Origin of the sequence: Marmoricola sp. Leaf446, assembly GCF_001424755.1 — a bacterium.
Lineage (GTDB): Bacteria > Actinomycetota > Actinomycetes > Propionibacteriales > Nocardioidaceae > Marmoricola.
On record NZ_LMRF01000001.1, the window covers coordinates 1,069,076 to 1,095,018 of the forward strand.

Here is a 25,943-nt window from a genome sequence, read left to right on the forward strand (position 1 = left end):
CGCCGGATCAGGTCGTACGCCGCGCCAGCAGCGTCGAGTCCTCGATGTCGAAGCTCTCCCCGTCGCGCTCGACGGTGCGCGGACGCTGCTCGACCACGACCGCCTCGAAGCCCTCCGGCAGTCCGGGCAGCAGCTCGGCGGCCTCCCACATCGCCCGGCGGTGGCTCTCGCTCAGCTGGGTGTGGTGCGCCGACGGCGCGTGGCCGACGACGAGCAGGTGCCCGCCGGGCGCCACGGCCTCGGCGAGGCGGCGGGTGACCTCGACCATGCCGTGGTCCGGCGGGTGCAGGAAGTGGGTGGTGACGAGGTCGAACCGCCGGCCCTCCGCGGCGAAGGCACGCGCGTCGACCTGCCACCAGTCGGTGCAGTCGGCGACGCCCGCCTGCTCGGCGTGCCGGGCGGCCCGGGCGAGGCCGTTGGCGGAGAAGTCGGCACCGGTCACGTACCAGCCCTGCTGAGCGAGCCAGACCACGTCGCCGCCCTCGCCGCAGCCGACGTCGAGCGCGGTGCCGGGGGTCAGCCGGCCGGCCTCGGTGACCAGCTGGGGGTTGGGCCTCCCGCTCCACATCGCGTCGTCGCCGACGTAGCGCTCCTCCCAGCCCGCGGGCTCGAAGAAGTCCGTTTCGGTGGGGTCGTGCTCGTGCTCGCTCATGGCACCAGGGTGGACCCGAGGGCCACCGGACGACAAACACTCTTGCCGGATCGGCAAGTCAGCCGGCCGGGCTCCAACCGAGCGCCGGACCGAGCCGGGTGGCGACGTCGGTCAGGATCTGGACGTGGTCGTCGTGCTCGAAGGAGAACGGCAGCGCGAACGCGACCTCGTCGACCTCCCGGAACCCAGCGTGGACGTGGAGCCGCTCGGCGATCTCCTCGGCCGTGCCGACCAGGTCGGGGGCGAACAGCAGCCCGGCCGGGCCCTGCGGGGTGGTGGTGCGGGGGAGCCGCGCGGCGGCGTACGCCTCGTAGCGGGCGCGCTGCTCGGCGCTCGCGCCGTCGGTGGGGATGACGACGAGGCCCTGGGAGACGCGGGCGCGGTGGCCGTCCGGGTGGTGCTCGCGGAAGCGGCGCACGTGCGCCGCCTGGATCTCGGCGAAGTCGTGCCGCTCGGCGTCGGGTTCCTCGGCCTTGACGACGCTGCTGGTCAGGAAGTTCATGCCGTGCTCGCCGGCCCACTGGGCCGAGCGGAGGCTGGTGCCGCCGTACCAGAGCCGGCTCGCGAGACCGGGGGAGTGCGGCTGCACCCGGTCGGAGAACTCCTCGATGCCCACCGTGCCGCGGAACGGGCTGACCACCTCGCCGCGCACCATCCGCAGCAGCCGCTCGACGCGCGCGTAGGAGAAGTCCTCGACCTCGGCGGTGTCGGGGTAGAGCGCGTCGCGGACGTCGTCCCAGCGCATCGGCGGTCCGACGCTGACGCCGGGGTTGAGCCGGCCGCCGGAGAGCAGGTCGACGGTGGCGAGGTCCTCGGCCAGGCGCAGCGGGTTCTCCCAGCCGAGCGGAATGACGGCCGTGCCGAGCTCGATGCGCTGCGTGCGCTGGGTGGCCGCGGCCAGCAGCGCGACGGGGGAGGAGATGCCGTGCTGGAGGTGGCGGTGCCGCACCCAGGCGCTGTCGAAGCCGAGCTGCTCGCCGAGCTCGATCACCCGCAGCGTCGACTCGTGGCCGGGCGCCGGGTCGGCGGGGTCGAACAGGCCGATGGTCAGGAAGCCCAGGCGGCGCAGCGGTCGGGACGGGTCGGGCACGGGGCCGAGCCTACGGGCGTGTCGTGGGTCCTCGGCGCGCCTCGATCGCGTCCAGGTCGCGGACGGCGAAGCGCTGGTGGTCCCACTCCTCCCGGAGGACCACGTGCAGGCAGGCACGCACGCTCACCTCGCTCGCGGGGTTCCAGGGGTGGCGTACGGATGCCGCCAGCTGCTGCTCGGTGGTGGTGGCCAGCAGGTCGCGGACCTGCTGCTGGCGCTCGCGGCGGACGACCAGCACCTCGGCGTACGACGGGGAGGGGGTGCTGAAGACCGCGGTGTCGTAGCCGTCGGTGGCGTACTCCGCGTTCGGCACGCCGATCGGGTGGTAGGGCTGCTCGAGCCCCAGCACGCCGCGCCCGAGCCAGGTGTCGGTCGCCATCACCAGGTGCCGCAACGTCTGCGCGAACGACCACTCCCCGTCCACCGAGACGTCCGGCGTGCCGGCGGGCATCGCCGCCACCCGCGCGAGCACCGCGTCCCACGCGTCCTCCACCGCCGACCAGGCGGACCGGAGCCCTTCGGGGTCCTCCGCCGTACGCCGCTCCCGGCCCGGGAAGCGGCGGCACAGCTCGCCCTCGACGTGCGCCGCCACGTCGACGCCGTTGACCAGCAGCGAGCCGTCGGCCAGCCAGGGGGCGTCGATGTCGGCGCCGTCGACCTCGACCGCGCGCATCACCGCCCCGGACAGGTCGGCGCGGACGAAGCGCGCGCCGCGCAGGTCGGCGTCGACGAACCGCCGGGGTCTGTCGGGCGCGGGCGTGGACGTCACGGGGCCTCCTGGGTCGGGGAGTCCTTGCTACCCCGCGTCGCGGGGTCGGCGCCAGGGTCGCGCGTGCCGGGACCGACCACGGCGAGCAGCGGAGCCGGCACCCGGTCGAGGTCGAGCGCCTCGACGAACAGCCGGGCGTAGCGCGCCTTGCGGCCACCCTGGGAGGTGAGGAACCGGCGCAGCACCGCCTCGCGCGGCCAGTCGCGCTGCACCGGCATCTGCGCCAGCAGCCGCAGCGACCGGCCGTCGCCCGCCGCCTCGATCACGGCCTCGGCCCGGTCGGCCCCGAGGGCTCGCAGCAGCTCGTCCTCGAGGTCGACCTCGCAGCGGTGGAACCCGAGGTCGGCGAGGTTGCGGCCCTCGACGACGAGGCCGGCCCGGCGCAGGCCGCGCCGCAGCTGCGGCTCCTCCGGCGCGTCGTACAGGCCGGTGAGGGTGACGCCGGCGCCCGACCACCGGACGGCGTGCGAGCGGACGTTGGTGATGCCGCCCATCGCCACCACCTCGACGCCCTCGGAGGCCAGGTCGCGACCCAGGCGGGCGGCCAGCGCGAGCAGCGCGACGCGGTCGCTCTCGCCCTCGACCAGCACCACGGTCCGCTGCGTCTCCACCCGACCACCCTCGCACCGGGTCGTGAGGGTGAGGGGGCGGTCCAGCGCCCTCTGGGGCTCACGACCCGCTCCGTAGGCTCGCCGCGTGGACTCCCCAGCGCCGGCCGACCGTCCCTCCCGAGGCCGGGTGCTGGTCACCGGCGCCAGCATCGCCGGGCCCGCGGCGGCGTACTGGCTGGAGCGGATCGGCTACGAGGTCACCGTCCTGGAACGCAGCCCCGAGCCGCGCCTCGGCGGGCAGAACATCGACGTCCGCGGGCTGGCCAAGCAGGTGCTGGAGCGGATGGGCCTGCGCGACGCGGTGCTGGCGGCCAACACCGGCGAGGTCGGCACCCGGTTCGTCGACGCCGAGGGAGCGACGGTCTCGGAGTTCCCCGCCGAGGCGGGCGAGGGCGACGGACCCACCGCCGAGCTGGAGGTGCTCCGCGGCGAGCTGGCCCGGATCCTCACCGAGGCGTGCGGCGACGGCGTCACCTGGTGGTCGGGCGACCACGTGGTGGCGCTCGACCAGACCGACGACGCGGTGACGGTCACGCTGGCCGGCGGCGACGAGCACGCCTTCGACCTGCTCGTGGTCGCCGAGGGCCCGGGATCCCGCACCCGCGGACTGGTGCTCGGCGAGGAGCAGCCGGAGCTGAAGCGGCTCGGCATGTACATGGCCTGGGCGACGATCCCGCGCACCGACGCCGACGACGACTGGTGGCGCTGGATGACGGTGCCGGGCTCGCGGTCGGTCACGCTGCGGCCCGACAACCTGGGCACGACGCGGGCGACGCTGGGGTTCATGAGCGACCCGGTCGGCTTCGAGGAGGGCACGCGCGAGGAGCAGGTGGCCGAGCTGCGGCGCCGCTTCGGCGACCTCGGCTGGGAGGTGCCGCGGGTGCTGGACGCGCTGGAGGCCGGCAGCGAGCTCTACGTGGAGGACCTTACCCAGGTGATCGCCCCGACCTGGAGTCGCGGTCGGGTGGTGCTGCTCGGCGACGCCGCGTGGTGCGTCACCCCGATCGCCGGAGCCGGTACGTCGCTGGCGCTGGTCGGCGCCTACGTCCTCGCGGTCGAGCTGTCGCGGCTCTCGCCGGGGCGGCCGCCCACGGACGCCTTTGCCCGGTGGGAGGACTGGATGCGGCCGATGGTCGAGGACGCGCAGGACCTGCCGCCCGGCACGCCGCGCCTGGCCAACCCCGAGACCCGGCTGGGCACCGCGCTGCTCCGGGTCGGCACCAAGGTCGCCGCGTCGCGGCCGGTGCGCTCGCTCGCCGGCCGGCTCACCTCGGGGCCCGACGACGAGCGCGGGCTGCCCGACCTGCCGGCCTGACACGCCCCGTCCGCGCGACCTAGGCTGCGGCCGTGGTGCTGGACGAGGGGCCGTTCTTCCACGGCACGGTCGCCGACCTGCGGGTCGGCGACCTGCTCACGGCCGGGCGCCGGTCCAACTACCGGCCCGAGGTCGTGATGAACCACGTCTACTTCACCTCGGTGGCCGACGGGGCCGGCCTCGCGGCCGAGCTGGCCGCGATGCTCCGCGGGGGCGACGCCGTGCCACGCGTGTACGCCGTGGAGCCAACGGGCGCGTTCGAGGACGACCCCAACGTGACGGACAAGAGGTTTCCCGGCAACCCGACACGGTCCTACCGCAGCGCCGAGCCGCTCCGGGTGCTGGGTGAGGTGCACGGGTGGACCCGGCTCACCCCCGAGGCGCTGGAGGCGTGGCGCGGCCGGCTGGCCGCGATCGAGGCGGCGCGCGGCGAGATCCTCAACTGACCGCCGCCGCACCTGCCGTGGCTCAGGCGGGCGTGGAGCCGCCCGCGACCTCGTAGTTCCAGACCTCGCTGTGGGTCGAGACCGGTGCCGGGGCTTCGCCGCCCGCGCGCTCGACGGCCGAGCGGTGGCCCTCGGAGAAGCCGGGGGAGCCGAGCCAGCCCTGGAACGACTCCTCGTCGCGCCAGCGGGTGATGACGAGCCACTGCGTGCGGTCGTCGGTGGGGCGGAGCAGCTCGAAGCCCTCGAACCCGTCCGCGCCGTCGACGGCACCGGCGCGTGCGGCGAAGCGGTGGGCGAGCTCGTCGCCCGAGCCGGCGGGGACGGTGATGGCGTTGATCTTGATGACGGTCACGGGTCCAGCGTGCCAGGGGGCGGGTCGGCGGAGACTCGCCGGGGGATCTGGTTCTGTCCGCCACCTGGCCATGCTTCGTCCACATGTTCGAATACAGGCTTTACGCGGTCTTCCGACGGGCGGAGGATGGAGGCATGACCAGCGAGCCGCTCCCAACCACGCACCCGGTGCTGGAGCTCGCGCGGCGCATGGACCAGCGGCTCGGCGAGGTGCTGGAGGTGCCGGTCTGGTCGATGACCCCGGCCGAGCAGCGCGAGGCGCTCCGGGTGCTCGCGTCGGCGCGGTCGCGGCTGGAGGCGCTGTCGCTGGCCGTGCTGGCCGAGGCGGACCGCAGCGGCGCGACCGAGGTCGACGGGGCGGCGTCCGCGGCCGACTGGCTGGCCGTCGAGACCCGCCGGCCGCGGCGGGACGCCCGGGCCGACCTGCACCTCGCCCGCGCCCTGGAGCGCCACGACCACGTGCGGCGGGCGGTGGGACGCGGGGATGTCGGGCTCGAGCAGGCCCGGGTCGTCGTGCGGTCGCTCGACCGGCTGCCGACATCGGGGGAGCTCGCGGTCGCGCCCGAGGAGCGCGAGCGCGCGGAGCGGCACCTGGTGGCGCAGGCGGCCCACTTCGACGCCGCCTCCCTGACCCGGCTGGGTCGGCGGGTGTTCGAGGTGATCGCGCCGGAGCGGGCCGAGGAGTTCGAGGGCCGCGTGCTGGCGGCCCAGGAGTCGGCGGCTGCCCGGCGTACGACCTTCGTGATGCGCGAGGACGACGCCGGCACCTGCCACGGCCGGTTCCGGATCCCGACCCTGCACGGCCACCTGCTGCGCAAGATGCTGCTGGCCATCGCCTCACCGGCCCGGCCGATCGAGCCGCCGGCGGAGGCGGTCGACCTGCCGCCCGGGGAGCGGGTCCCGACCGACGTGGCGCATGGTCTGGCCTTCTGCACGCTGCTGGAGGCGATCCCCGCGAAGAGCCTGCCGCGGGCCGGAGGGGTGGGGGCGACCGTCGTGGTGACCATGACGCTCGAGCAGCTCACCGCCTCGCTCTCCGCCCACGGGGTGTGCACCCTCGACACCGGTGCCGAGATCACTGCCGGCGAGGCCCGACGGCTCGCGTGCGGCGCCGGCATCGTGCCCGCGGTCCTGGGTGGCCCCAGCGTCGTGCTCGACGTCGGCCGACGGCGTCGGCTGCACGGCCACCACCAGCGCGTCGCGATGGGCCTGCGGGACCGGGGGTGCACCGCCGTGGGCTGCGACCGGCCACCTGCGATGTGCCACGCCCACCACGAGGTGCCCTGGTCGCAGGGAGGTGGGACCAGCGTCGCCGGGGGGCGGTTGCTGTGCGGCCACCACCACCGACGCATCCACGACCCGGCCTACGAGCACCGCCGGGAGCCCGACGGACGGGTCAGCTTCCACCGGCGGGTGTAGGTCGTGCACGAGTGGAGCGTGGTCTCGACCGCCCGGGGCCACCCCTGGACGGGCCTGCCTGACCGGCGCATGCTGGAGGGACGCCTGGTCCGTGGCGGGCCGATCTCGGTGGGGTGGGACTGGGGAGGTCCCCATGACCGTCGTGCTGGCCCTGGCCGCCGTCGTGTGCCTGCTGCTCGCGCTGGGCGGGTGGTACGACCTGCGACATCGCGCCAGCGGCGACCGACGGCACGTCGACGGCAGGCGGCGGGCCAGGCGGGCGCACCTCGAGGTCCACCACGGCCGGGCGAGCACGTCGCGGGCGTGGGACCTCGACTGGTTCTAGACCGGTGGTCTCGACCAGGCACCACCGCTCCTGGATCCGGGCGTGAGGTGAGCGCATCCTGGAGCTGTGCCGGGTCCGCGGCGGGCCGGTCTCGGAGGCGGGGACGAGGGAGGTCCCATGACGTTCGTGCTGGTGCTGGCGGGCGCGGTCTGCGCGCTGCTGGCGGTGGGGGCGTGGTACGACCTGCGCCACCGAGCACGGGGTGAGATCACCTCGATCCCCGGACCGCGGGCGATGCGGGTCGAGCAACAGACGTGGGCCAGCCGGGTGCTCGGCCCGGGTGACGGGCCCTAGCGGGGCCGCCGGCGTGCTGCTGCCACGGCCACGGCCACGGTCGCCGCGCCGAGGTCGACGCGGCGGGCGAGGCGCAGCGCGGGGCTGACGTCTCCGGCCGCCGGGGGGCGGCCGGAGCCCATCACGGGGCGGTGCTCGACGCGGGGGCCGTAGGTGTTGGTGCCGCCCAGCTGCAGCCCCAGGGCGCCGGCGAACGCCGCCTCGACGGGGCCGGCGTTGGGGCTGGGGTGGCCGGCGGCGTCGCGGCGCCATGCGGCCAGGGCGCCGCGGGTGTCGGGGCCGAGCAGGGCGGCGAGCAGGGCGGAGAGACGGGAGCCGGGCAGGTTGAGGAGGTCGTCGAGGCGGGCCGAGGCCCAGCCGAAGTCGGCGTACCGCTCGTTGCGGTGACCCACCATCGCGTCCAGCGTGTTGGCGGCGCGGTAGCCCACGAGTCCGGGCACCCCGGCCACGGCGCCGAGGACGAGCGGGGCGACGACGGCGTCGGAGGTGTTCTCGGCGACCGACTCGACCACCGCGCGCGCCACCTCGCCGGAGGTGAGGGTGCGGGTGTCGCGGCCGACGAGGTGGGTCAGCCGCTGCCGGGCCTCGGGCAACCGGTCCGCCTCCAGGAGGGTGGCGACCGCGCGGCCCTCGCGGTCCAGCGAGGTGCCGCCCAGCACCGCCCACGTGGCGAGGCCGGTGACGGCCGTGTGGGCCCAGGGGTGCGGTCGCGTCGTGCGCTCGGCCAGCACGCCGAGGCCGGTGGTGCCACCCACCAGCACCAGCGAGTACGCCGCTCCCCGCCGCCGCGACGGCGCCCACGTCCGGGACTCGAGCGCCGCGGCGACCCGGCCGAACCCCGCGACCGGGTGCCAGCGCGCGGGGTCGCCGAGCAGCCGGTCGGCGGCGAAGCCGAGGGCGAGGCCGAGGGCGCGTGGGGGTGGCCTCACAGCGCCACGAGCTCGGTGTACGCCGCTCCGGTCGCCACCGCGACCAGCAGGGTCGCGAGCGCCAGCTCGACGGCCGCGCCGAACACGTCGCCGGTGACGCCCCCCAGGCGGCGGGTGGTGCGCCACACCAGGAGCAGGACGACGACGACGGCGAGGACGACCGCGACCGCCGCGTGCGGGACGCCCACCTGCGACCAGCGGGCGGCGGCGACGACGGCCACCCCCGCGACCAGCCAGGACGCGACCGCGGCGGTCGGCGACACCGACCGCGTGAAGGCCGCCCCCAGGCCGTCGGGGCGGGCACCGGGGACCGGGGAGACGCAGGTGAGGGCGAGGGCGCAGCGCGACACGCACACCAGCACGCCGACGAGCCACGGTCCGGCGGGCAGGCAGACCAGCGACGCGACCGACGCGGCCTGGACCCCCAGCACGACCAGCACGGCCACGCCCCCGGCCGGGCCCGACGTGCCGCTGTGCATCACCTCCAGCGACCGCTCCCGGTCGTAGGAGGCGGTGAGCCCGTCGGCGGTGTCGGAGAGCCCGTCGAGGTGGAAGCAGCGGGTGCCGAGCGCCAGCACGGCCACGGCGAGGAAGCCGAGGGCGAGCGGCGGGGTGCCCAGCCGCAAACCGAGCCACAGCAGCAGCGCCACCGCCGCACCGAGCGGCAGCACGGCGAGGGGCGCGAGCAGCACCGCCCGGCCCGCCGTACGCCGGTCGACCACCCGGGGCGGCGGCACCCGCAGCACGGAGAGCGTGCCCAGGGCGAGCCGCCAGGCGTCGCTCACGCCGTCACAGCGACGTGGCCAGCTCGCGACGGCGCTGACGGGCGACGGCCCGCTCGTGGTCGACCCCGACGAACCCGGCCAGCGCCACGCCCAGGGCGGCCCACAGCGTGGCCAGGGTGAGGAGCGAGGCGCGGCGGAAGAACCACAGCGTGTCGGCCGGGAAGTCGCCCACCTCGTCGACCGTCGGCATCAGGGTGCCGGCGACCATCACGACGAGGAGGTACGCCGAGACGCCGGCGATCGTGCCGACGTAGGCCCCCGACGACGCGGCGATCCGGCGCCCGACCAGCACCGCGACGAACGCCGCGGCGAGCGAGATCGCGACGAAGCCGAAGTAGAGGGCGGTGCGGTCGCCGATGGTCTCGCCGCTGCCGACGGCGGGCGGGGTGGCGGGGTACTTCAGGAAGGGCACGAGGGCGAAGGCCACGAACCCGACCAGCGCCACCAGCCCGGTGGACTGGCGCGGCGTGAGCCGGCCGATCCGGCCCACGGCCGCGGCGGAGGCGAGGCCGACCAGGCCGCCCAGGGCGATGCCGACGGCGAGGTTGCCGGTCAGCAGCCCGACGGTCGACTGGACGGTGCGGGAGACCACCGCGTCCTCGTCGCCGTGCGAGTGCTCGGCCGGCGTGCCGGGGGCGTGGTCGTGCGGTGCGGTGGCCGGGTCGGCGGGGGAGCCGGTCGCGGACTGCTCCAGGCCGATGGCGGTCTCGACCTGCGGCTCGCCCACGACGTAGGCGACGGCGAAGGCGGCGAGACCGGCGATCAGCCCGGCGAGGAGTCCGCGGACCAGGAAGGTGCGTGCGGTCATGACGGGTCCGTTCGAGGGGACCGGTCACCGGGCGTGGTGCGACCGCCCGGAGACCGGGACGAGAGGAGGCGCGTGGTCCCGGAGGACCGGGCGATCAGTGGCAGGGGAAGGCCAGCAGGTGCCGGCCGTCGTGCACGAACTCGTGGACCAGCGTGCCGGAGGACAGCGAGAACGCACCCTGCTCGGCGCCGACGAAGAACAGGACCATGGTGGCCAGCAGGCCGAAGAAGAGGGCCCAGGGGGCCAGCTCGGCGAGGGGGATCGACGGGAGGTCGATCTCGACGGCGGGGGATGCGGCGGTGCTCGACATGAGTCCTCCAAGGGATGCGTGCGTCCCTGGTAGATGGGGTGGTGGACGGACTCGAGGGTCTGACTCCACCGCCGCCCGACGATCGTGATGACCGTCTGGAGGAGGTGTCACAGTAGCGCGACTGTGCCGGATTCCCACCGGCTTCCTCGTGCCCGCGCGCTCACCCTAGGGCATCAGGAGGCCCCGTGGGGGAGCGCGTCCAGCGCGGCGAGCAGCTGGGTCGTCGCGGGCTCCGGACGCACGGCGATCCGCACCCACGACGGGCCCAGCCCGGGGAAGGTGTCGGCCCGGCGTACGGCGATCCCGGCGGCGCGCAACGCCCCGTGCACGCTCTCGCCCACCTCGGCCAGCACGAACGACGTCGACGACGGCACGTGGGTGATGCCGCGGTCGGCGAGGCCCTTCTCCAGGGCCGTGCGCCACCCGGTGATCGTGCGGGCGCGGCGCTCGGACTCCTCCGCGGCGGCCGGGCTCGTGCAGGCGGTCGTCACGGCCGCGGCGGTGCTCGAGACCGACCACGGCGTCTGCGTCGCTCGCAGCGCGGCGACCACGTCGGGCGCGCCCAGCAGGTAGCCCGCCCGCACGCCCGGGATCGCCCAGTGCTTGGTCAGGCTGCGGAGCACGACGAGGCCGGGGTGGGTCGTCCCCGTCAGCGAGGCGCCCTCGCCCGGCACGGTGTCCATGAACGCCTCGTCGACCACGACCAGCCGACCGGGACGGAGCAGCTGCCAGACGACCTCGGCGGGGTGGAGCACGCCGGTCGGGTTGGTGGGGTTGCCGACGACCACGAGGTCGGCGTCCTCGGGCACCGCGGCGGGGTCGAGTGCGAACCCGCTCGCCCGGGTGCAGAGCACCGTGGTGACGGCGTGGCCGGCCTGCTCGAGCGCGGCGTGCGGCTCGGTGAACTGCGGGTGCACCACGACGGGCCGCCGCCAGGGGCGCAGCCGGGCGACCAGGGTGAACGCCTCCGCCGCGCCGGCGGTGGCGAGCACGTCCTCGGGCGCCCGGCCGTGGCGCTGGGCGACGGCGGCCTCGGCGGCGGTCGGCGAGGGGTAGCGGTCGACCAGCTCCAGGCTCTCGTGCAGGGCCGCGTCGAGCCAGGGCGGTCGCGGCCCGGCGTACACGTTGACGGCGAGGTCGAGCAGCCCCGGCTCCGCCTCGGCGTCGCCGTGGTGGCGCAGGGGGTCGGGCAGCGGGTCGGGCAGGGTGTCGGGCCGAGGGGCGGGGAGGGGCTGCTCCGCGGCAGCGGTGGTGACGGCGTGCGGCGGCGCCGGTGCCAGGGTCGCCGGGCGGCCGGCGTGCGGGTGCGCCGCGTGGACGGCGTCGGCGAACCGCTGCGCGAGGTGGGGGTGGCCGGCCCAGTGGGTGTGGAGGTACGACGCGTGCACGGTCTCGCTGGCGAAGCCGGTCGCCTGGTCGTCGATCGTCCAGGCCGCGACGTCGCCGGCGGGCGGGTCGGTGCGGGTGCGGTGGAACTCGTGGCCGGTGACCTCCTCGCCGACGCGGGTCAGCAGCGAGTCGGCGGTGGCCGTGGCGCGCGGGTAGCGCAGCGTCAGGCGCGGGGTCATCTCGGCGGTCGCCGACAGCGCGCCGACCATGGGGGAGTCGTCGACGGCGTCGCAGAGGTAGAGCAGGCCGGCGCACTCCGCGACGGTGGGCACGCCACCGGCGACGGCCGCGCGCAGGTCCTCGCGCAGCGAGGCGTTGGCCGTCAGCGTCTCGGCGTGGACCTCGGGGAAGCCGCCACCGAGGTAGAGCCCGCTGGTGCCCTCGGGCAGGTGGGCGTCGGTGAGCGGGTCGAAGGCGACGACGTCGCAGCCGGCGGCCCGCAGCAGCTCCTCGGTCTCGGTGTAGCGGAAGGTGAAGGCGCGGCCGCCGGCCATGGCGACGACGGGGCGCGCCTGGGAGACGGGGGCACGGACCTCGGCGGCCGGGTCCCACGGCGTCTCGTCGAGGTCGGGGGCGGAGGCCGCGAGCTCCATCAGCGCCTCCAGGTCGACGCTCTCGGCGACGTGCTCGGCGAGCCGGTCGAGCGCGTGGGCGGCCTCGTCGCGCTCGGCGGCGGGCACCAGCCCGAGGTGGCGCGAGGGCGCGGAGAAGGCGTCGTCGCGGCCGATGGTGCCCAGCACCGGGACGCGGACCGAGCTGCGGACCTCGGCGACCTGGCGGGGCGAGCCGGCCTTGTTGAGGATCACGCCGGCGACGGTGACGTGCGGGTCGAAGGTGCTCATGCCGTGCACGACCGCGCCGATCGAGCGCGAGGACCGGGAGATGTCGACGACCAGCACGACCGGCGTACGGGTGAGGCGGGCGACGTGGGCGGTCGAGGAGAAGCCCTCGCCGCCCATGCGGCCGTCGAAGAGCCCCATCACGCCCTCGACCACGGCGACGTCGGCGCCGGCGGCGCCGTGCAGCAGCAGCGGGGTGACGCGCTCCTCGCCGACCAGGTGCGGGTCGAGGTTGCGGCCGGGCCGGCCGCTGGCCAGGGCGTGGTAGCCCGGGTCGATGTAGTCCGGGCCGACCTTGTGGCCGCTGACCTCGTGGCCGGCGCGCGACAGCGCGGCCATCAGCCCGGTCGCGACCGTGGTCTTGCCCTGCCCGGTGGACGGGGCGGCGACGACGAACCGGGGCAGCCGGGTCGTCCCTGACGGGGGCCGCGACGTCACCACTCGATGCCCTTCTGGCCCTTCTGGCCGCGGTCCATCTGGTGCTTGACCTTGGTCATCTCCGTCACCAGGTCGGCGACCTCGACGAGGCGGGGGTGGGCGCGGCGGCCGGTGACGACGACGTACTGCCGCCCCGGCCGGTTCGCGAGCGACTCCACGACGTCGTCGACGTCGACCCAGCCCCACTCCATGGGGTAGGTGAACTCGTCGAGCACGAGCAGGTCGTGGGTCTCCTCGGCGAGCCGGCGCTTGACCTCGGCCCAGCCCTCGGCGGCCTCGACGGCGTGGTCGGTCTCGGAGCCCTCCTTGCGCGACCAGGACCAGCCGGCGCCCATCTTGTGCCACTCCACGGGCCCGCCCTCGCCGGTCTCCCGGTGCAGCTCGCCGAGCCGCTCGAGCACGGTCTGCTCGCCGATGCGCCACTTGGCCGACTTCACGAACTGGAACACCCCGACGTCCCACCCCTGGTTCCAGGCGCGGATGGCGAGGCCGAAGGCGGCGGTCGACTTCCCCTTGCCGTCGCCGGTGTGCACCATCAGCAGCGGCTGCTGGCGGCGCTCGCGCGTGGACAGCCCGTCGTCGGGCACGGTCAGCGGCTTGCCCTGCGGCATCAGGCGGCTCCTTCGTCGGTGGGGGTGTGGGCGGGGCGGGCGCGGTGGACCAGCGCCGTCAGCCCGTCCGCGCTGACCTCGGCGACGGGCACGTGTTCGGCGCGCAGGTGCTCGGCCAGCACCCCGGCGAGGCCGAGCCGCATCGCCCCGCTCTCGCAGTCCACGACGAGCGCGTCCACGCCGTCGGCGGCGAGGTGGGCCGCGACCCGGCGGGACCGGGCGACGGCGTCGGCGCCGGAGGTGGCCCGGCCGTCGGTGACGACCACGAGCAACGGGCGGCGACGGGGGTCGCGCACCTTCTCCAGGCGCAGCACGCGGGCGGCCTCGAGCAGGCCCTCGGCGAGCGGCGTGCGGCCGCCGGCCGGCAGGTCCTGGAGCCGGGTGGCGGCGATGTCGACCGACCGGGTGGGCGGCAGCGCGAGGTCGGCGCCGTGGCCGCGGAACGTGACCAGGCCGACCTTGTCGCGACGGCGGTAGGCGTCGAGCAGCAGCGAGAGGATCGCGGTCTTGACCTGCTCCATCCGGCGGCGTGCAGCCATCGAGCCGGACGCGTCGACGCAGAACAGCACCAGGTTGGACTCCTGGCCCTCCCGGGTGGCGACGCGCAGGTCGTCGCCGCGGAACAGCAGCCGGCCCGTCGTACGGCCGCGGAGGACCTGGTGCGGTGCCGCCGCCCGGACGGTCTCGGCGAGGTGGAGGGAGCCCGCGCCGTCGGAGCCGCCGAGGCTGCGCCGCGATCCCGTACGTCGACCCGACTCGGTCACCGCCCGGCTGCGCTTGCCGGCCTCGCCGGCGCCCGTGCCGCGAACGGTGAACAGCCGGGTGCGGTAGGGCTCGCTCGCCGCGTGCACGGTGCCGGGGGGTTGCTGGTCGCCCGGTGCGTCGTGCGCGCCCGCCGGCGGGGGCATCGCCTCGGAGGAGGCGTCACCCGCCTCGGGGGCGGGACCGTCCTGCTGCTGCGGGACGTCATCGAGATCGTGGTCTCCAGGCCCCGCTGGTGATGACGTCCCGGGCGGAGGAGCGTCGGTGGGGGCGTCCGTCCCGTCGCCGGCGTCGTCGGTCCCCTCGGTGGGGCCCTGGGGCTGCGGGTCCTCCGGCGGCTCCGGGGGCTCCGGGTCGGGCTCGTCGTCGCCGAGGATCCGGTCGAGCAGGTCCTCGTCGAGGCCGGGGGCGTCGAAGGGGTTGCGGCGGCGGCGGTGGGGCAGCGCCAGCCGGGCGGCCGCGCGGATGTCCTGGACCAGCACCCGGCGACGGCCGTACCAGGCGGCGTGGGCCACGGCGGTGCGGGCGGTGACGATGTCGGCGCGCATGCCGTCGACCTCGAAGGCGGCGCACACCTCGGCGATCTTGAGCAGCGCCCCGTCGCCGAGCACGACGGCGGCGACCTGCTCCTGCGCGGCGCGGATGCGCTCGGTCAGCGCCCGCTCGTCCTCGTCGTAGGCCGCGGCGAACGCGTCGGGGTCGGCGTCGAAGGCCAGCCGGCGGCGTACGACCTCGACGCGGAGCGCCGGGTCGCGCGGTGCCGCGACCTCCACGGTCAGCCCGAACCGGTCGAGCAGCTGCGGGCGCAGCTCGCCCTCCTCGGGGTTCATGGTGCCGACGAGCACGAACCGGGCGGCGTGCTCGACCGAGACGCCGTCGCGCTCCACCGTCGAGCGGCCCATGGCGGCGGCGTCGAGCAGCAGGTCGACGAGGTGGTCGTGGAGCAGGTTGACCTCGTCGACGTAGAGGATCCCGCGGTGGGCGCGGGCGAGCAGGCCGGGCTCGTACTCCGCCCTGCCCTCCGACAGCGCGCGCTCGAGGTGCAGCGAGCCGAGCACGCGGTCCTCGGTGGCGCCGACCGGCAGCTCGACGAGGCGGACCGGCCGCGACTCGACGGGCGCGTCGGCGGCGAACGGCCCGTCGGGCGAGAGCGGCGCGCGGTCGCGCGGGTCGGTGGAGAACCGGTCGCCGGCGACGACGTCGATGGCGGGCAGCACCGAGGCGAGCGCGCGCACGATCGTCGACTTGGCGGTGCCCTTCTCGCCGCGGACCAGCACCCCGCCGACGTCGGGCGAGATGGTGGTGAGGACGAGGGCGAGCGCCATGTCGTCGGACCCGACGACGGCGCTGAAGGGGAACTGCTGTGGCACGGAGGCTCCCGCTCGTGGCCAGAGGAAAAAGTGGCGCGAGGCCGGTCTTCGGACTTCCCGGGTCCACGTCTCGCGACGCGTCCCGGGTCACCGCAGCGGGCCTGTGCCGGAGTCTCACCGGCTTCCCAGATTCTCCCGTCGGGACGCGGTGGGGCTGGGTCGTGCTGCGTCCGTCGGGGCACCTCGTGCCTGTCGGGCGTCACGATAGCGTCTGCCCTCGTGACCTCCGGAGCCCGACCGCGCGTGACGGCCGTCGGCCTCGGCGCGGACGGCTGGGACGGCCTCCCCGAGCGGCTGCGCGAGGTGGTCGCCTCGGCCCCGGTCGTGCTCGGCGGGCAGCGCCACCTCGACCTGCTGCCGCCCGTGGCCGGCCAGGTCCGCGAGCCCTGGCCCTCGCCGCTGCGCGACGGCCTGCCCGCGCTGCTGGCGCGCCACTCCGGCGCGGTCGTCGCGCTGGCCTCGGGCGACCCGCTGGTCTCCGGCATCGGCAGCACCCTGGTCGACCTGCTCGGCGCCGACGCGGTGCGCGTCGAGCCGGCGGTCTCCTCGGTCGCGCTGGCGCGCGCCCGGCTGGGCTGGTCGGCGGAGGCGAGCGAGGTCCTCACGCTGGTCGGCCGCGACCCCCACCTGCTGCTCCGGGCGCTCGCCCCGGGCCGCCGGCTGCTGGTGCTGTCCTCCGACGAGCACACGCCGGAGGCGGTGGCCGCGCTGCTGGTCGGGCAGGGGTACGCCGCGTCGCGCGTCGTCGTGCTGGGCGACCTCGGCGGCCCCGAGGAGTCGCGGCGCGAGGGCACGGCCGGCGCCTGGTCGGGACCCTCGCCCCGGCTGCACGTGCTGGCCCTGGAGCTCGCCGGGCCGGTGGTCGGGTCGTGGGCCGCCGGGCTGCCCGACGCGGCGTACGAGCACGACGGGCAGCTGACCAAGCGCGACCTCAGGGCCTCGGCCCTGGCCCGGCTCGCGCCGCAGCCCGGGCAGCTGCTCTGGGACGTCGGCGCCGGCGCCGGGTCGGTCGGGATCGAGTGGGCGCGTGCCCACCCGACCTGCCGCACCGTGGCCGTCGAGGCCCACCCCGAGCGGGCCGCCCGGGTGGCGCGCAACGCGGCCGCGCTCGGCGTCCCGGGCGTGGTCGTGGTCGAGGGCCGCGCGCCCGACGCGCTGGCCGGCCTGGAGGCCCCGGACGCGGTCTTCGTCGGCGGGGGAGCGACCCGACCCGGCGTCCTGGAGGCCTGCCTCGAGGCGCTGCGCCCGGGAGGCCGTCTCGTCGTCCACGGCGTCACGCTGGAGACCGAGACCCTGCTGGCCACGGCGTACGCCGCCCACGGCGGCGAGCTGACCCGTCACGCCGTCGAGACGGCCGCGCCGATCGGCGGCTTCACCGGCTGGACCCCCGCCCGCGCCGTGGTGCAGTGGGCCCACGTGAAGCCGTCCGAGCCCGACCCCGTTCCGTCCTCCGAGCCTGTCGAGGAGACCCCGTGACCGTCCACTTCGTCGGCGCCGGACCGGGCGCCGCCGACCTGATCACGCTGCGCGCCGCCACGATGCTGGCCGCCGCCGACGTGGTGCTCTACCCCGGCACCTACCTCGACGCCGAGGTGCTCGGCCACGCCCGCCCGGACGCCCGGCTGGTCGACACCCAGGACCTCGACCTCGACCAGATCACCGTCGAGCTGGTCGCCGCCGACGCCGCCGGGCTCGACGTGGTGCGGCTGGTCTCGGGCGACCCGTCGCTCTACTCCGCCGTCGCCGAGCAGGCGCGCCGGCTCGACGCCGCCGGGGTCGGCTGGGACGTCACCCCCGGCGTCCCGGCGTACGCCGCCGCGGCCGCCGCCGTGGGCCGCGAGCTCACGGTCCCGCTGGTCGCCCAGTCGGTCGTGCTGACCCGCGCGCAGGCCCGCTCCACGGCGATGCCGGAGACCGAGGCGCTGGGACGCTTCGCCGCGACCCGGGCGACGCTGGCGCTGCACCTCGCGATCACGCGGACGCGGGAGCTGATGACCGAGCTGCAGGGCGAGTACGGCGCCGACTGCCCCGTCGTCGTCGTCCACCGCGCCAGCCAGCCCGAGGAGCAGGTGCTGCGCGGCACCGTCGCCGACATCGCCGACCAGGTCGAGGCGGCCGGGCTGAGGCAGGCCGCCGTCGTGCTGGTCGGTCGCGCGCTGGACCCGTCGGGCGGGGGCGAGTCGTTCCTCTACGACCCGGCCCGCGACCGGAGCAGCAAGCGGCGCTAGCCGGTCAGGACGGCGTCGAGCGCGCGGTCCACACCGCGCCGGAGGCCGAGCGGCGGGTGCCGGTGCAGCCGACGACGAGCAGGCACTTCATGTCGACCGCACCCGCGTCGAGGTCGGCCAGCGTGGTCACCGTCAGCGACTCCTCGGCGCGGCCGACGTCGCGACCGACCACCACCACGGTGTCGGCGGGCCGGTGCTCGAGCAGGATCTTCTGGGCCTCGACGACCTGGTCGGTGCGCGAGCGGGAGGCGGGGTTGTAGATCGCGAGCACCAGGTCGGCGTCGGCCACGGCCCGCAGCCGCCGCTCGATCAGCGACCAGGGCTTGAGCCGGTCCGAGAGGCTCATCACCGCGAAGTCGCCGCCGATCGGCGCGCCCGCCCTCGCCGCCACGGCCTGCACGGCGCTGACGCCCGGCAGCACCCGCACCGCGACCCCGTCGTACGCCGGGTCCTCGGCCGCCTCGTAGACCGCCGCCGCCATCCCGAACACGCCCGCGTCGCCGCCCGAGACGACCGCGACCCGCTCGCCGGCCAGCGCGAGGTCGAGCGCCAGCCGCGACCGGTCGAGCTCGACGGTGTTGCCCGACGCGTGCCGGGTCAGCCCGGCGCGCTGCGGGACCCGGTTGACGTAGGGCGCGTAGCCCACGACGTGGTCGACGCCCGCCAGCGCCTCGGTCACCTCGGGGGTCACCCAGCGGTCCGGACCCGGGCCGAGCCCGACGACCAGCACCTCGCCGGCCGGTCGGTCGGTCGGTCGACCGGTCGCGCCCGGGGTCGTGGCCAGCACGGGCGGACGCCGCCCCGCCGGGTCGGCCGCGGCGCTGTCGCCGGCGACCACGATCAGCGAGAAGTAGGGCACCGTCCCGGGGTCGACGTCGGCCACCGGCAGCCACCGCTCGGCGGGCATCGAGGCGCGCTCGACGTAGACCGCGTGCTCCAGCCGGCCGGCCTGCGCCAGGGCCGAGCGCACGGCGGGGAAGGTGCGGCCGAGCTTCATGATGATGGCGCCGTCGGTGTCGGCCAGGCGACGTGCGAGCTCGGCCTCGGGCAGCGTGCCGGGCAGGATCGTCAGCACGTCGGTCTGCCGCACCAGCGGCGCGGCGACCGAGGCGGTGGCCGCGGCGAACGCGGGCACGCCCGGCACCACCTCGGTGGGAAATCGGTCGGCCAGCCGGTCGTGCATGTACATGTAGGACCCGTAGAACAGCGGGTCGCCCTCGGCCAGCAGCACCACGGTGCGGCCCGCCTCCAGGTGGGCGGCCAGCCGGGCGGCGGAGTCCTCGTAGAAGGCGGCGATCGCCCCGGCGTACCCGCCCGGGTGGTCGGTGGCGCCGGTCGTCACCGGGTAGCGCAGCTCCTCCTCGACGACGCCGTCGGGGATGAGGTCGGCGGCGATGCGGCGCGCGTTGGACTGCTTGCCGACGCCCGCGTGGTAGGCCACGACGTCGGCCGCGCCGATCAGCCGGGCGGCCTTGAGGGTGACCAGCTCGGGGTCGCCGGGGCCCAGGCCGACGCCGTAGAAGCGCCCGAGGGGCCGGCTGGTCGTCTCGGTGCTCACTCCGCCTCCTGGGCCAGCGCGTTGATCGCCGAGGCGGTCATGGCCGAGCCGCCGCGGCGGCCGCGGACGGTCAGGAACGGCACGTCGATGCCGTGGTCGGCGGCCAACGAGGCCAGCGCGTCCTTGGACTCCGCTGCCCCGATGAACCCCACCGGGCAGCCCACGATCGCGGCCGGTCGGGGGGCGCCGTCGATGAGCATCTCGAGCAGGTGGAACAGCGCGGTGGGGGCGTTGCCGATGGCCACGACGGCGCCCTCGAGGTGCGGCTCCCACAGCGAGACCGCCGCCGCGGAGCGGGTGGTGCCCCAGTCGCGGGCCAGGCTCGGCACGGCCGGGTCGCGCAGCAGGCACACCACGTCGTTGTCCTTCGGCAGCCGGGCGCGGGTGACGCCCGAGGCGACCATGTGGGCGTCGGCGAGCACCGGTGCGCCGGCCTCGAGCGCGGCCCGGGCGGCGGGCACGAGGTCGGGGTGGAAGACGAGGTCGTGGACGAGGTCGGTCTGGCCGGTGCCGTGCACCATCCGCACCGCCACGGTCGGGGCGCCGTCGGGCAGGCCGTCCAGCGCGGTCTCGCGGCGGATGGTGGCGAAGGAGTCGACGTAGATGGCGGGGCCGGAGTCGACGTACTCGTAGCGGCGCGGGGGGCGCTTCAGCACGCTCATGCGGCGACCCCCGGTGAGGTCGGGGCGGGCACGACGACGCCGTGCCACGGCGTCACGACCAGCTCGCGGCCCGGCGCGACCAGCCGGTCGACCAGGCCACGGTCGAGGACGCCGTCGGGGACGGCGACGTGGTCGCCACCGGCCTGGGGCCCGTACGCCGCCCGCGCACCCGCCGCGGGCACCCGCGGGTCGCGCTGTGTCGCGGCGAGCAGCGGGGCGTCGAGCTCCTCGACGTGCCACGGGGCGGTCCGCCCGGACCCGCGGGTCGCCAGGAAGCGCGACGCCAGGTCGGCCAGCCGCCGCGGCGCCTCGTCGAGCGCGACCACGGGCCCCCAGGCGTCGCCGACGCGCAGCTGGCCGTCGTGCTCGTCGAGCGCCACGAGCCCGAGGTCGGTGCCGCGGTCGACCAGGTCGCCGCGGCCGTCGTCGAGCACCTGCAGGAAGCGGCCCGGCAGGTCGGCCAGGGCCGCGTCGGCGCGGAGCAGCGCGTCGAGCTCGTCGGCCACGGGCCGCAGGTCGGCCCGGCCGCCCGCCAGCCCGCTGAACGGCGAGACCATCACGTTGCGACCGAGCTCGTGGGTGCGCGAGGGCAGCAGGCCGGTCGCCTCGACCGCGGCCACGACCTCGTCGGGCAGGGCGCCGCCGGCGGGGTCGGCCCAGGGGAGGGCGCGCAGCTGCAGGTTGGCCCGGCCGGTGAGGTGCAGCCGGCCGTCGCCGTACGTCCGGGCGACCTCGGCCAGCCCGGCCAACGACGCGGCGGGGACACGTCCCCCGACCAGCCGGACCCGGACCAGGGCGCCGTCGTCGGCCGACCACGGGCGCAGCACGCCGGGGCACAGGTCGCGCCGGGAGCGGGTGGAGGTGGGGGTCACCGGGTGGTCCTCGGGGGTCAGGGGCCCGTGCGCGTGGCCCTGCAACGACCCCGCGGCTGTTGCCGCGGAGGCCAGCAGGTCTTCGGACTCGGGTTCCACCGGGGAGGAGCGCCTTCCCGGACGACCTCGTCCAGTGGCTGTCGTGAGACCTGCTCCGCCCGTCACCCACACCGCTGCGCGTCAGTCCCGGACTCTCACCGGGTTCCCTCGACTGGCACGCGCACGCTACCAACCGTTCGCCGTTCCCGGCACCCGCCGTGCCCGGCCTACACTCCCCGCCCATGGGCCCGACGACGTGGAACCGGCCGGTGCCGCTGATCGGCGACCGGACCTCGGCGGCCGAGCGGGCCGAGGACGTGGCGGCCTGGGCGTTCCCCGAGCCGGCGCGGCAGGCGTTCCACGACGTGGTCGCCGCGCGGCGCGACATCCGGCGCTACCGGCCCGACGCGGTCGACCCCGAGGTGCTGCAGCGGGTGCTGGCGGCCGCGCACGCCGCGCCGTCGGTCGGTCACAGCCAGCCGTGGCGGTTCGTGGTGGTCTCCGAGCCGACGACGCGCGAGCGGGCCGCGCGCATGGCCGACGAGCAGCGGTTGCGTCAGGCGGCCCAGCTGGAGCCCGACGCCGCCCGCAGGCTGCTCGACCTCCAGCTCGAGGGCATCCGGGAGGCGCCGCTGGGCGTGGTGGTGGCGTGCGACCGGCGTACGCCGGCGGCCGGGGTGCTGGGCCGCGCCACCTTCCCCGACGCCGACCTGTGGTCGTGCGCCTGCGCCATCCAGAACCTGTGGCTGGCCGCGCGCGCCGAGGGGCTCGGCGTCGGCTGGGTGACGCTGTTCGACCCGGCCGACCTCGAGAGGCTGCTCGGCCTGCCCGACGGCGTCGTCACGCTGGGCTGGCTGTGCCTGGGCTGGCCCGACGAGCGGCCGCCCGCGCCCGGCCTGGAGCGGGCCGGCTGGTCGCGGCGGCAGCCCGTGGCCGACGTCGTGATGGCCGAGCGGTGGACCGAGGCCGACGCCACGCCCGCGCCGCCGCCCTCCCACCTGCGCGCCCCCGGTCGCACCGAGGTGGTCGACGTGCGGGACCACGCCGACGCCATGCTCACCCCGCCCGGCTCGCTGGGCCTGCTGGACCGCGCGGTCGACCGGCTCGAGGCCACGGTCCGGCTGCGCGCCGACTCCGGTCCGCCGCCCGAGCGCCCGGGCGTCCTGCTGCTGGTCGCCGGGCGGCACCCGGTGACCGCCCTCGGCGTGAGTGCGTACGCCGCGACGGTGACCGACGACGTCCTGGCCGCGTCGCTCGCCGGTGAGTCGGCGGGTGCCGTCGCGGCGGCGGCCGCGCACCTCGACCTCGAGGTCCAGGACGCCGGCACCGCCACGGGCGACCTGGTGCACGCGGACGCCCTCGCCGGCGACGCGGCCGCGAGGCTCGTCGACCACGGCCGTGCCCTGGGCGAGCAGCTCGCCCGGGACCACGTGGTGCTGGCGCTCGGCGAGGTCGGCGTCGGCAACACCACCGTCGCCGCCGCGCTGGCCGCGCTGCTGCTCGATCTCCGGCCCGACGACGTCGTCGGCCTGGGGTCGGGCGCCGACTCGGCGATGCTCGACCGCAAGCGCGAGGTGGTCGGCCGGGCGCTGGACCGGGCGCGCGCGGCGGGGTCCACGGGGCCGCTCGACGCGCTCGCCGCGGTCGGCGGGCCCGAGCTCGCGGTCCTCGCCGGTGCCGTGATCGGGGCCGCCGAGGGCGGCGCGGTGACGGTGCTCGACGGCCTGGCCACCAGCGTCGCCGCGGTGGTGGCGACCCGGCTGGAACCCGGCGTGTCGGCCTACCTCGTCGCGGGGCAGCGCAGCCGCGAGCGCGCGCACGCGCGGGTCCTGGAGCACCTCGGCCTGGAGCCGCTGCTCGACCTGCGGCTGCGGGCCGGCGAGGGCGTCGGCGCGGCGCTGGCCTCGGCCACGCTGCTCAGCGGCTGGGAGCTGCGGCGCGGCATCGGACGCACCGGCGCGGTCGGGACGACTCCCGCGAACAGCTGAGGCCGCGACCCCGCGTGGTGCGGGGTCGCGGCCTCGGGCCGTGTCAGACGGGGCTCGCGCCCCGGGGCGTCACTTGCCGGCGGTCGCGTTCTTGAACGCGGTGGCGGCCTTGAAGCCGGGGACCGTGGTGGCAGCGATCTTGATCGTCTCGCCCGACTGCGGGTTGCGACCCTCGCGCGCCGAACGGGCGCGGGGCTCGAAGGTGCCCAGGCCGGGGATCTGCAGCTTGTCGCCCCCGGCGACGGTCGAGGTCACGGTGTCGACCAGCGCGGCCAGGGCGCGGTCGGCGTCGGCCTTGCTCAGCTCGGCCTTGTCCGCGATGGCGGCGACCAGCTCGTCCTTCTTCACGTTTGTCTCCTAGCGATGTCCGGTGTGGGCGGCTCTGCCCGGCCTCGACCCTAGGTGGTCGGGAGCGGCATGACCACGCCCGGTGGGGGGCCCAGCGTGTCGCGGCGGGCTCGCGACGGCTTCCCGACGGGGGCCGGACCCGTGCGCGCGGTCGCCGGACGGGGAGGTCGGTGGCGGGTCAGACTGGGCGCGTGAGGACCTCCCGCGCACGTCTCCTGGTGCCGGCGCTGCTGCTCGCCGTGACCGGGTCGTCGTGCGCCTGGGCGGCGGGGGAGGCGCAGGCCGAGCGCTTCGAGGAGTGGTACGCCGCGCACCCGGTCGACGACGTCGAGCTGGAGCAGGTGGAGGGCGAGGACGTCGTCCCCGTCATCGGGGGCGCCGCCGAGGTGCGCGCCCGGCTGACCACGAGCGACCCCGACGTCCCGGACCTGACCCGGGCGATGCGCGAGCTGTGCCGGTTCGAGGAGGTGGCCGACTCCGGGGTGCAGGTGACCTACGTGCTCCTGGTGGACGTCGCCGAGGTCGAGTTCCCCTGCCGTGCCCGCGGCGACCTCCGGTCCGCGGTGCTGTGGGAGCAGCTGCCCCGGGGCGAGGGCGTCGAGCAGGTCACCGTGGGGGCCGAGGAGGCCACGATGGTGACCGACGACGCGCACGTGGTGGCCGCGACCCGGACGCTCGTCGGCGCCCTGGCCGGCACCGACCGGTGGCCGGACCTCGGGGTCGCCGTCACCGCCGAGCGCGCCGGGGTCCGGCTCGGGTCGGCCGCCGAGGTGCCGGTGCTGACCCAGGTGGAGCACGCGCTGGACCTGCCCGCCCGCGACCGGGTCGTCTCGGTGCGGGCCGACGACGGAAGGACCGCGGTGACCAGCGACCTGGGGCCCGAGCAGCTGCGGCGCCTCGACCGGGAGCTCCGGGCCCACGCCCGCGCCGAGGGCGGGGGCCCGATCGAGGTGCTGCCCGGGAAGGTCAGGACCCTCGCCGGCTACGCGACCTCGGGGCTGCCGCCCGCCGTGCGCGGGCTGGCCGACGAGCTGTCGCGGCGCGCGAGGGTGACGGGGGTGCGGCTCGGCGCCGACCGCGTCGAGCTGGTCACCGCCACCGTGCCCGACGCGCGGGGCCTGGTGGGCGAGCTGGTGCAGGATCCCCGTGCCCGGGGGGTCGGTCGCCTGGTCGTCGAGGTCGACGGCATGGCCGGGGAGGTGGGCCAGCGCACCTGCCGCACCGGCCTCGCGTCGTCCGACGGCGCCGCAGCGGCGGCGTACGTGCTGCTCGACCTGTGCGACGTGCCCGGGGTGACGATGGTCGACGACGCGGCGGTGCTCGAGGTGGTGCACGAGGCACCCGACCTCGCCCCCCTCGTGGCGCAGCTCCGACGTCTGCCGCAGGGACGCGCGGTGACGCTGCTGGTCCTCGACGACTCGGCCGACGGCCGGTCGACGGTGCGCTTCGCCGTGGCCGACCGGCCGCGGTTCGAGCCCGCCGGTGGCGACGAGGCCCTCGCGCGGGCGATGGCCGCGGCCTGGGACTAGCGCCGACCGGGCCCTCGGCCCCGTGCGAGCAGCCCGCCCGGCCCGAGCGCGAGCCGCGCGAACCGCTCGCCGATCAGGCGGTGGGTGGCGGCGTCGGGGTGCAGGCCGTCGGGCAGCGGGAACTCACCGGCGTCGGCCTCGCCGTAGAGCTCCCGGCCGTCGAGGTAGGCCAGGTGGGGGTCCTCCGCGGCCCGCTCGGCCACCACCCGGGCCAGGTCCTCGCGGACCCGCTCCAGGGTGAGCCGGGTGGGGTCGGCCGGGTCGCCGCTGGCCAGGAAGGCCACCCGCCCCTCGGCGAACGCCGCGGCGTCGGGCAGCAGCGGGCCCGGGGTCCGCTCGTGCAACGGGCACAGGATCGGGGAGACCAGCAGCAGCGGTGTGTCGGGGTGGCCGTCACGGACCGTGTCGAGGAAGCCGTGCACGGCGGGGGCGAAGGCCCGGCGCCGCACCAGGTCGGCGTTGACGACGTTGATCCCCAGCTTGAGGCTGACGAGGTCGGCGGGGGTGTCGCGGACGGCGCGGGCGACGAACGGGTCGAGCAGCGCCCCGCCGCCGAAGCCCAGGTTGACCAGCTCGACCCCGGCCGCGGCCGCCGCCAGCGCCGGCCAGGTGCCGGTGGGGGCCCCGGCGTTCGAGCCCTGGCTGACCGAGCTGCCGTGGTGCAGCCAGGTGGGCCGCCCCCGCGTGGGCGCCGGCGCCACGGGGGCGTCGGCGCGCAGCGCCACCAGCTCGGTGGTCTCGTCGTGGGGAAGCCAGAGCACGAGGTCCTTCTCGCCGGCCGGGAGGCCGTCGAAGCGGAGCGTGGCGACCGGCCCCTCGATCCGCTCGAAGCGGCCGGTGCCCAGGTCGATGCGCAGCGTCCGCCCGCCGGTGGCCGTCGCGCCGGCCACGACCCGGCCCTCGAGCACCAGCTCGTGCACGCCGTCGGGTCGGGGCGGCGCGCCGACGTAGACCCGCTTGGTCGGGAGCACGTCGAGCTCGAGGACCGTGGCGGCGGTCCGCAGCGCCAGGCGTACGCCGGAGGGCTGCGCCTCGGCCATCGCGAGCTGCTCGTCGGGGATCCGCGCCCGGGCCCGCGCGGGCAGCCGGTGGGGCAGCAGCCCGTGCTCGGTGCGCTCGAGGTCGAGGGCGCCCCGCACCAGGTCGGGGACGAGTGGCACGTCGTGGAGCGGGGTGGTCACGGGATCTCCCGGTCGTCGTGGGTCT

At 76.6% G+C, this 25,943-nt stretch carries 26 protein-coding genes and 3 riboswitches; of the genes, 9 read left to right on the forward strand and 17 right to left on the reverse strand.

Going from position 1 to position 25,943, the window contains the following annotated elements:
* Positions 1 to 7: 7 nt before the first annotated feature.
* From ASG49_RS04985 to ASG49_RS05000, 4 genes are read right to left on the reverse strand one after another with little or no spacing between them, the layout of a single operon-like run.
* Positions 8 to 652, reverse strand: a complete 645-nt coding sequence (locus ASG49_RS04985) for a bifunctional 2-polyprenyl-6-hydroxyphenol methylase/3-demethylubiquinol 3-O-methyltransferase UbiG (protein WP_056537826.1) — start codon at positions 650 to 652, stop codon at positions 8 to 10.
* A 58-nt stretch (positions 653 to 710) separates the two neighbouring features.
* Complete coding sequence (locus ASG49_RS04990; RefSeq protein ID WP_056537829.1) at positions 711 to 1,742, reverse strand: LLM class flavin-dependent oxidoreductase; 1,032 nt, start codon at positions 1,740 to 1,742, stop codon at positions 711 to 713.
* A 10-nt stretch (positions 1,743 to 1,752) separates the two neighbouring features.
* Positions 1,753 to 2,511 (reverse strand): DinB family protein, encoded by a 759-nt coding sequence (locus ASG49_RS04995; protein WP_056537831.1) that lies wholly within the window; start codon positions 2,509 to 2,511, stop codon positions 1,753 to 1,755.
* The gene (locus ASG49_RS05000; RefSeq protein ID WP_056537834.1) at positions 2,508 to 3,122 is read right to left on the reverse strand and encodes a TOPRIM nucleotidyl transferase/hydrolase domain-containing protein; all 615 of its coding nucleotides are present in this window, start codon (positions 3,120 to 3,122) and stop codon (positions 2,508 to 2,510) included. The genes ASG49_RS04995 and ASG49_RS05000 overlap by 4 nt, the downstream gene beginning before the upstream one ends.
* 85 nt (positions 3,123 to 3,207) lie before the next feature.
* On the opposite strand from ASG49_RS05000, the gene ASG49_RS05005 reads away from it, so the two are divergent.
* Positions 3,208 to 4,437 (forward strand): FAD-dependent monooxygenase, encoded by a 1,230-nt coding sequence (locus tag ASG49_RS05005; protein ID WP_235561906.1) that lies wholly within the window; start codon positions 3,208 to 3,210, stop codon positions 4,435 to 4,437.
* 32 nt (positions 4,438 to 4,469) lie between these two features.
* Complete coding sequence (gene arr / locus ASG49_RS05010; protein WP_056537842.1) at positions 4,470 to 4,883, forward strand: NAD(+)--rifampin ADP-ribosyltransferase; 414 nt, start codon at positions 4,470 to 4,472, stop codon at positions 4,881 to 4,883.
* Between the two features lie 22 nt (positions 4,884 to 4,905).
* Here arr and ASG49_RS05015 read toward each other — a convergent pair whose 3' ends face one another.
* Positions 4,906 to 5,235, reverse strand: coding sequence for an antibiotic biosynthesis monooxygenase (locus tag ASG49_RS05015; RefSeq protein ID WP_056537846.1), 330 nt, complete (start codon positions 5,233 to 5,235; stop codon positions 4,906 to 4,908).
* A gap of 134 nt (positions 5,236 to 5,369) precedes the next feature.
* On the opposite strand from ASG49_RS05015, the gene ASG49_RS05020 reads away from it, so the two are divergent.
* From ASG49_RS05020 to ASG49_RS18520, 3 genes are all read left to right on the forward strand, one after another.
* Entirely contained in the window at positions 5,370 to 6,653 is a 1,284-nt protein-coding gene (locus ASG49_RS05020) for an HNH endonuclease signature motif containing protein (RefSeq protein WP_056537849.1), read from the forward strand.
* Positions 6,654 to 6,786: 133 nt separating this feature from the next.
* The gene (locus tag ASG49_RS05025; RefSeq protein ID WP_056537852.1) at positions 6,787 to 6,978 is read left to right on the forward strand and encodes a hypothetical protein; all 192 of its coding nucleotides are present in this window, start codon (positions 6,787 to 6,789) and stop codon (positions 6,976 to 6,978) included.
* Positions 6,979 to 7,095: 117 nt separating this feature from the next.
* Entirely contained in the window at positions 7,096 to 7,272 is a 177-nt protein-coding gene (locus tag ASG49_RS18520; RefSeq protein WP_156384190.1) for a hypothetical protein, read from the forward strand.
* On the opposite strand, the gene ASG49_RS05030 is transcribed toward ASG49_RS18520, so the two are convergent.
* The 7 genes from ASG49_RS05030 to ASG49_RS05060 form a co-directional block, all read right to left on the reverse strand.
* Positions 7,269 to 8,201 carry a cobalamin biosynthesis protein gene (locus tag ASG49_RS05030; protein ID WP_056537855.1) on the reverse strand — a complete coding sequence of 311 codons (933 nt, stop codon included), beginning with the start codon at positions 8,199 to 8,201 and terminating at the stop codon, positions 7,269 to 7,271. The genes ASG49_RS18520 and ASG49_RS05030 overlap by 4 nt on opposite strands.
* A complete protein-coding gene (locus ASG49_RS05035) occupies positions 8,198 to 8,986 on the reverse strand; it encodes an adenosylcobinamide-GDP ribazoletransferase (protein WP_056537858.1) in 789 nt (262 codons plus the stop codon). The genes ASG49_RS05030 and ASG49_RS05035 overlap by 4 nt, the downstream gene beginning before the upstream one ends.
* A gap of 4 nt (positions 8,987 to 8,990) precedes the next feature.
* Positions 8,991 to 9,794, reverse strand: coding sequence for a CbtA family protein (locus tag ASG49_RS05040; RefSeq protein ID WP_056537860.1), 804 nt, complete (start codon positions 9,792 to 9,794; stop codon positions 8,991 to 8,993).
* A 94-nt stretch (positions 9,795 to 9,888) separates the two neighbouring features.
* The gene (locus ASG49_RS05045) at positions 9,889 to 10,104 is read right to left on the reverse strand and encodes a CbtB-domain containing protein (RefSeq protein ID WP_056537862.1); all 216 of its coding nucleotides are present in this window, start codon (positions 10,102 to 10,104) and stop codon (positions 9,889 to 9,891) included.
* Positions 10,105 to 10,138: 34 nt separating this feature from the next.
* Positions 10,139 to 10,298, reverse strand: a riboswitch (cobalamin riboswitch).
* Entirely contained in the window at positions 10,278 to 12,773 is a 2,496-nt protein-coding gene (locus tag ASG49_RS05050) for a cobyrinate a,c-diamide synthase (RefSeq protein ID WP_056537865.1), read from the reverse strand. It overlaps the preceding riboswitch by 21 nt.
* On the reverse strand, positions 12,767 to 13,381 hold the full coding sequence (cobO, locus tag ASG49_RS05055) for a cob(I)yrinic acid a,c-diamide adenosyltransferase (protein WP_056537868.1): 615 nt from the start codon (positions 13,379 to 13,381) through the stop codon (positions 12,767 to 12,769). Before cobO ends, ASG49_RS05050 begins: the two co-directional genes overlap by 7 nt.
* Positions 13,381 to 15,513 (reverse strand): VWA domain-containing protein, encoded by a 2,133-nt coding sequence (locus ASG49_RS05060; protein WP_235561908.1) that lies wholly within the window; start codon positions 15,511 to 15,513, stop codon positions 13,381 to 13,383. Before ASG49_RS05060 ends, cobO begins: the two co-directional genes overlap by 1 nt.
* Positions 15,514 to 15,534: 21 nt before the next feature.
* Positions 15,535 to 15,677: riboswitch (cobalamin riboswitch) on the reverse strand.
* Positions 15,678 to 15,732: 55 nt separating this feature from the next.
* On the opposite strand from ASG49_RS05060, the gene cbiE reads away from it, so the two are divergent.
* Together cbiE and ASG49_RS05070 are read left to right on the forward strand one after the other, a co-directional pair.
* Positions 15,733 to 16,989: a precorrin-6y C5,15-methyltransferase (decarboxylating) subunit CbiE gene (cbiE, locus tag ASG49_RS05065; protein ID WP_235561909.1), complete on the forward strand. Its 1,257-nt coding sequence runs from the start codon at positions 15,733 to 15,735 to the stop codon at positions 16,987 to 16,989.
* Positions 16,986 to 17,741, forward strand: a complete 756-nt coding sequence (locus tag ASG49_RS05070) for a cobalt-precorrin-4/precorrin-4 C(11)-methyltransferase (RefSeq protein ID WP_056537870.1) — start codon at positions 16,986 to 16,988, stop codon at positions 17,739 to 17,741. The genes cbiE and ASG49_RS05070 overlap by 4 nt, the downstream gene beginning before the upstream one ends.
* A 4-nt stretch (positions 17,742 to 17,745) precedes the next feature.
* Here the strand turns inward: ASG49_RS05070 and ASG49_RS05075 are convergent, their stop codons facing one another.
* The 3 genes from ASG49_RS05075 to ASG49_RS05085 are packed head-to-tail and all read right to left on the reverse strand — an operon-like array spanning position 17,746 to position 20,833.
* Entirely contained in the window at positions 17,746 to 19,299 is a 1,554-nt protein-coding gene (locus ASG49_RS05075) for a precorrin-2 C(20)-methyltransferase (protein ID WP_056537873.1), read from the reverse strand.
* Positions 19,296 to 19,961 carry a precorrin-8X methylmutase gene (locus ASG49_RS05080; protein ID WP_056539816.1) on the reverse strand — a complete coding sequence of 222 codons (666 nt, stop codon included), beginning with the start codon at positions 19,959 to 19,961 and terminating at the stop codon, positions 19,296 to 19,298. Before ASG49_RS05080 ends, ASG49_RS05075 begins: the two co-directional genes overlap by 4 nt.
* Complete coding sequence (locus ASG49_RS05085) at positions 19,958 to 20,833, reverse strand: nitrite reductase (protein ID WP_056537876.1); 876 nt, start codon at positions 20,831 to 20,833, stop codon at positions 19,958 to 19,960. Before ASG49_RS05085 ends, ASG49_RS05080 begins: the two co-directional genes overlap by 4 nt.
* Before the next feature lie 55 nt (positions 20,834 to 20,888).
* A riboswitch (cobalamin riboswitch) is annotated at positions 20,889 to 21,064 on the reverse strand.
* Between the two features lie 50 nt (positions 21,065 to 21,114).
* Between ASG49_RS05085 and bluB the strand changes: the two genes are divergently transcribed.
* Positions 21,115 to 22,860 carry a 5,6-dimethylbenzimidazole synthase gene (gene bluB / locus ASG49_RS05090; RefSeq protein ID WP_056537879.1) on the forward strand — a complete coding sequence of 582 codons (1,746 nt, stop codon included), beginning with the start codon at positions 21,115 to 21,117 and terminating at the stop codon, positions 22,858 to 22,860.
* 69 nt (positions 22,861 to 22,929) lie between these two features.
* Here the strand turns inward: bluB and ASG49_RS05095 are convergent, their stop codons facing one another.
* On the reverse strand, positions 22,930 to 23,208 hold the full coding sequence (locus ASG49_RS05095; protein ID WP_056537882.1) for an HU family DNA-binding protein: 279 nt from the start codon (positions 23,206 to 23,208) through the stop codon (positions 22,930 to 22,932).
* Positions 23,209 to 23,399: 191 nt separating this feature from the next.
* Between ASG49_RS05095 and ASG49_RS05100 the strand changes: the two genes are divergently transcribed.
* Positions 23,400 to 24,737 carry a hypothetical protein gene (locus ASG49_RS05100; RefSeq protein WP_156384191.1) on the forward strand — a complete coding sequence of 446 codons (1,338 nt, stop codon included), beginning with the start codon at positions 23,400 to 23,402 and terminating at the stop codon, positions 24,735 to 24,737.
* Here the strand turns inward: ASG49_RS05100 and ASG49_RS05105 are convergent.
* A complete protein-coding gene (locus ASG49_RS05105) occupies positions 24,734 to 25,918 on the reverse strand; it encodes a GDSL-type esterase/lipase family protein (protein ID WP_056537888.1) in 1,185 nt (394 codons plus the stop codon). The genes ASG49_RS05100 and ASG49_RS05105 overlap by 4 nt on opposite strands.
* Between the last annotated feature and the right edge of the window lie 25 nt (positions 25,919 to 25,943).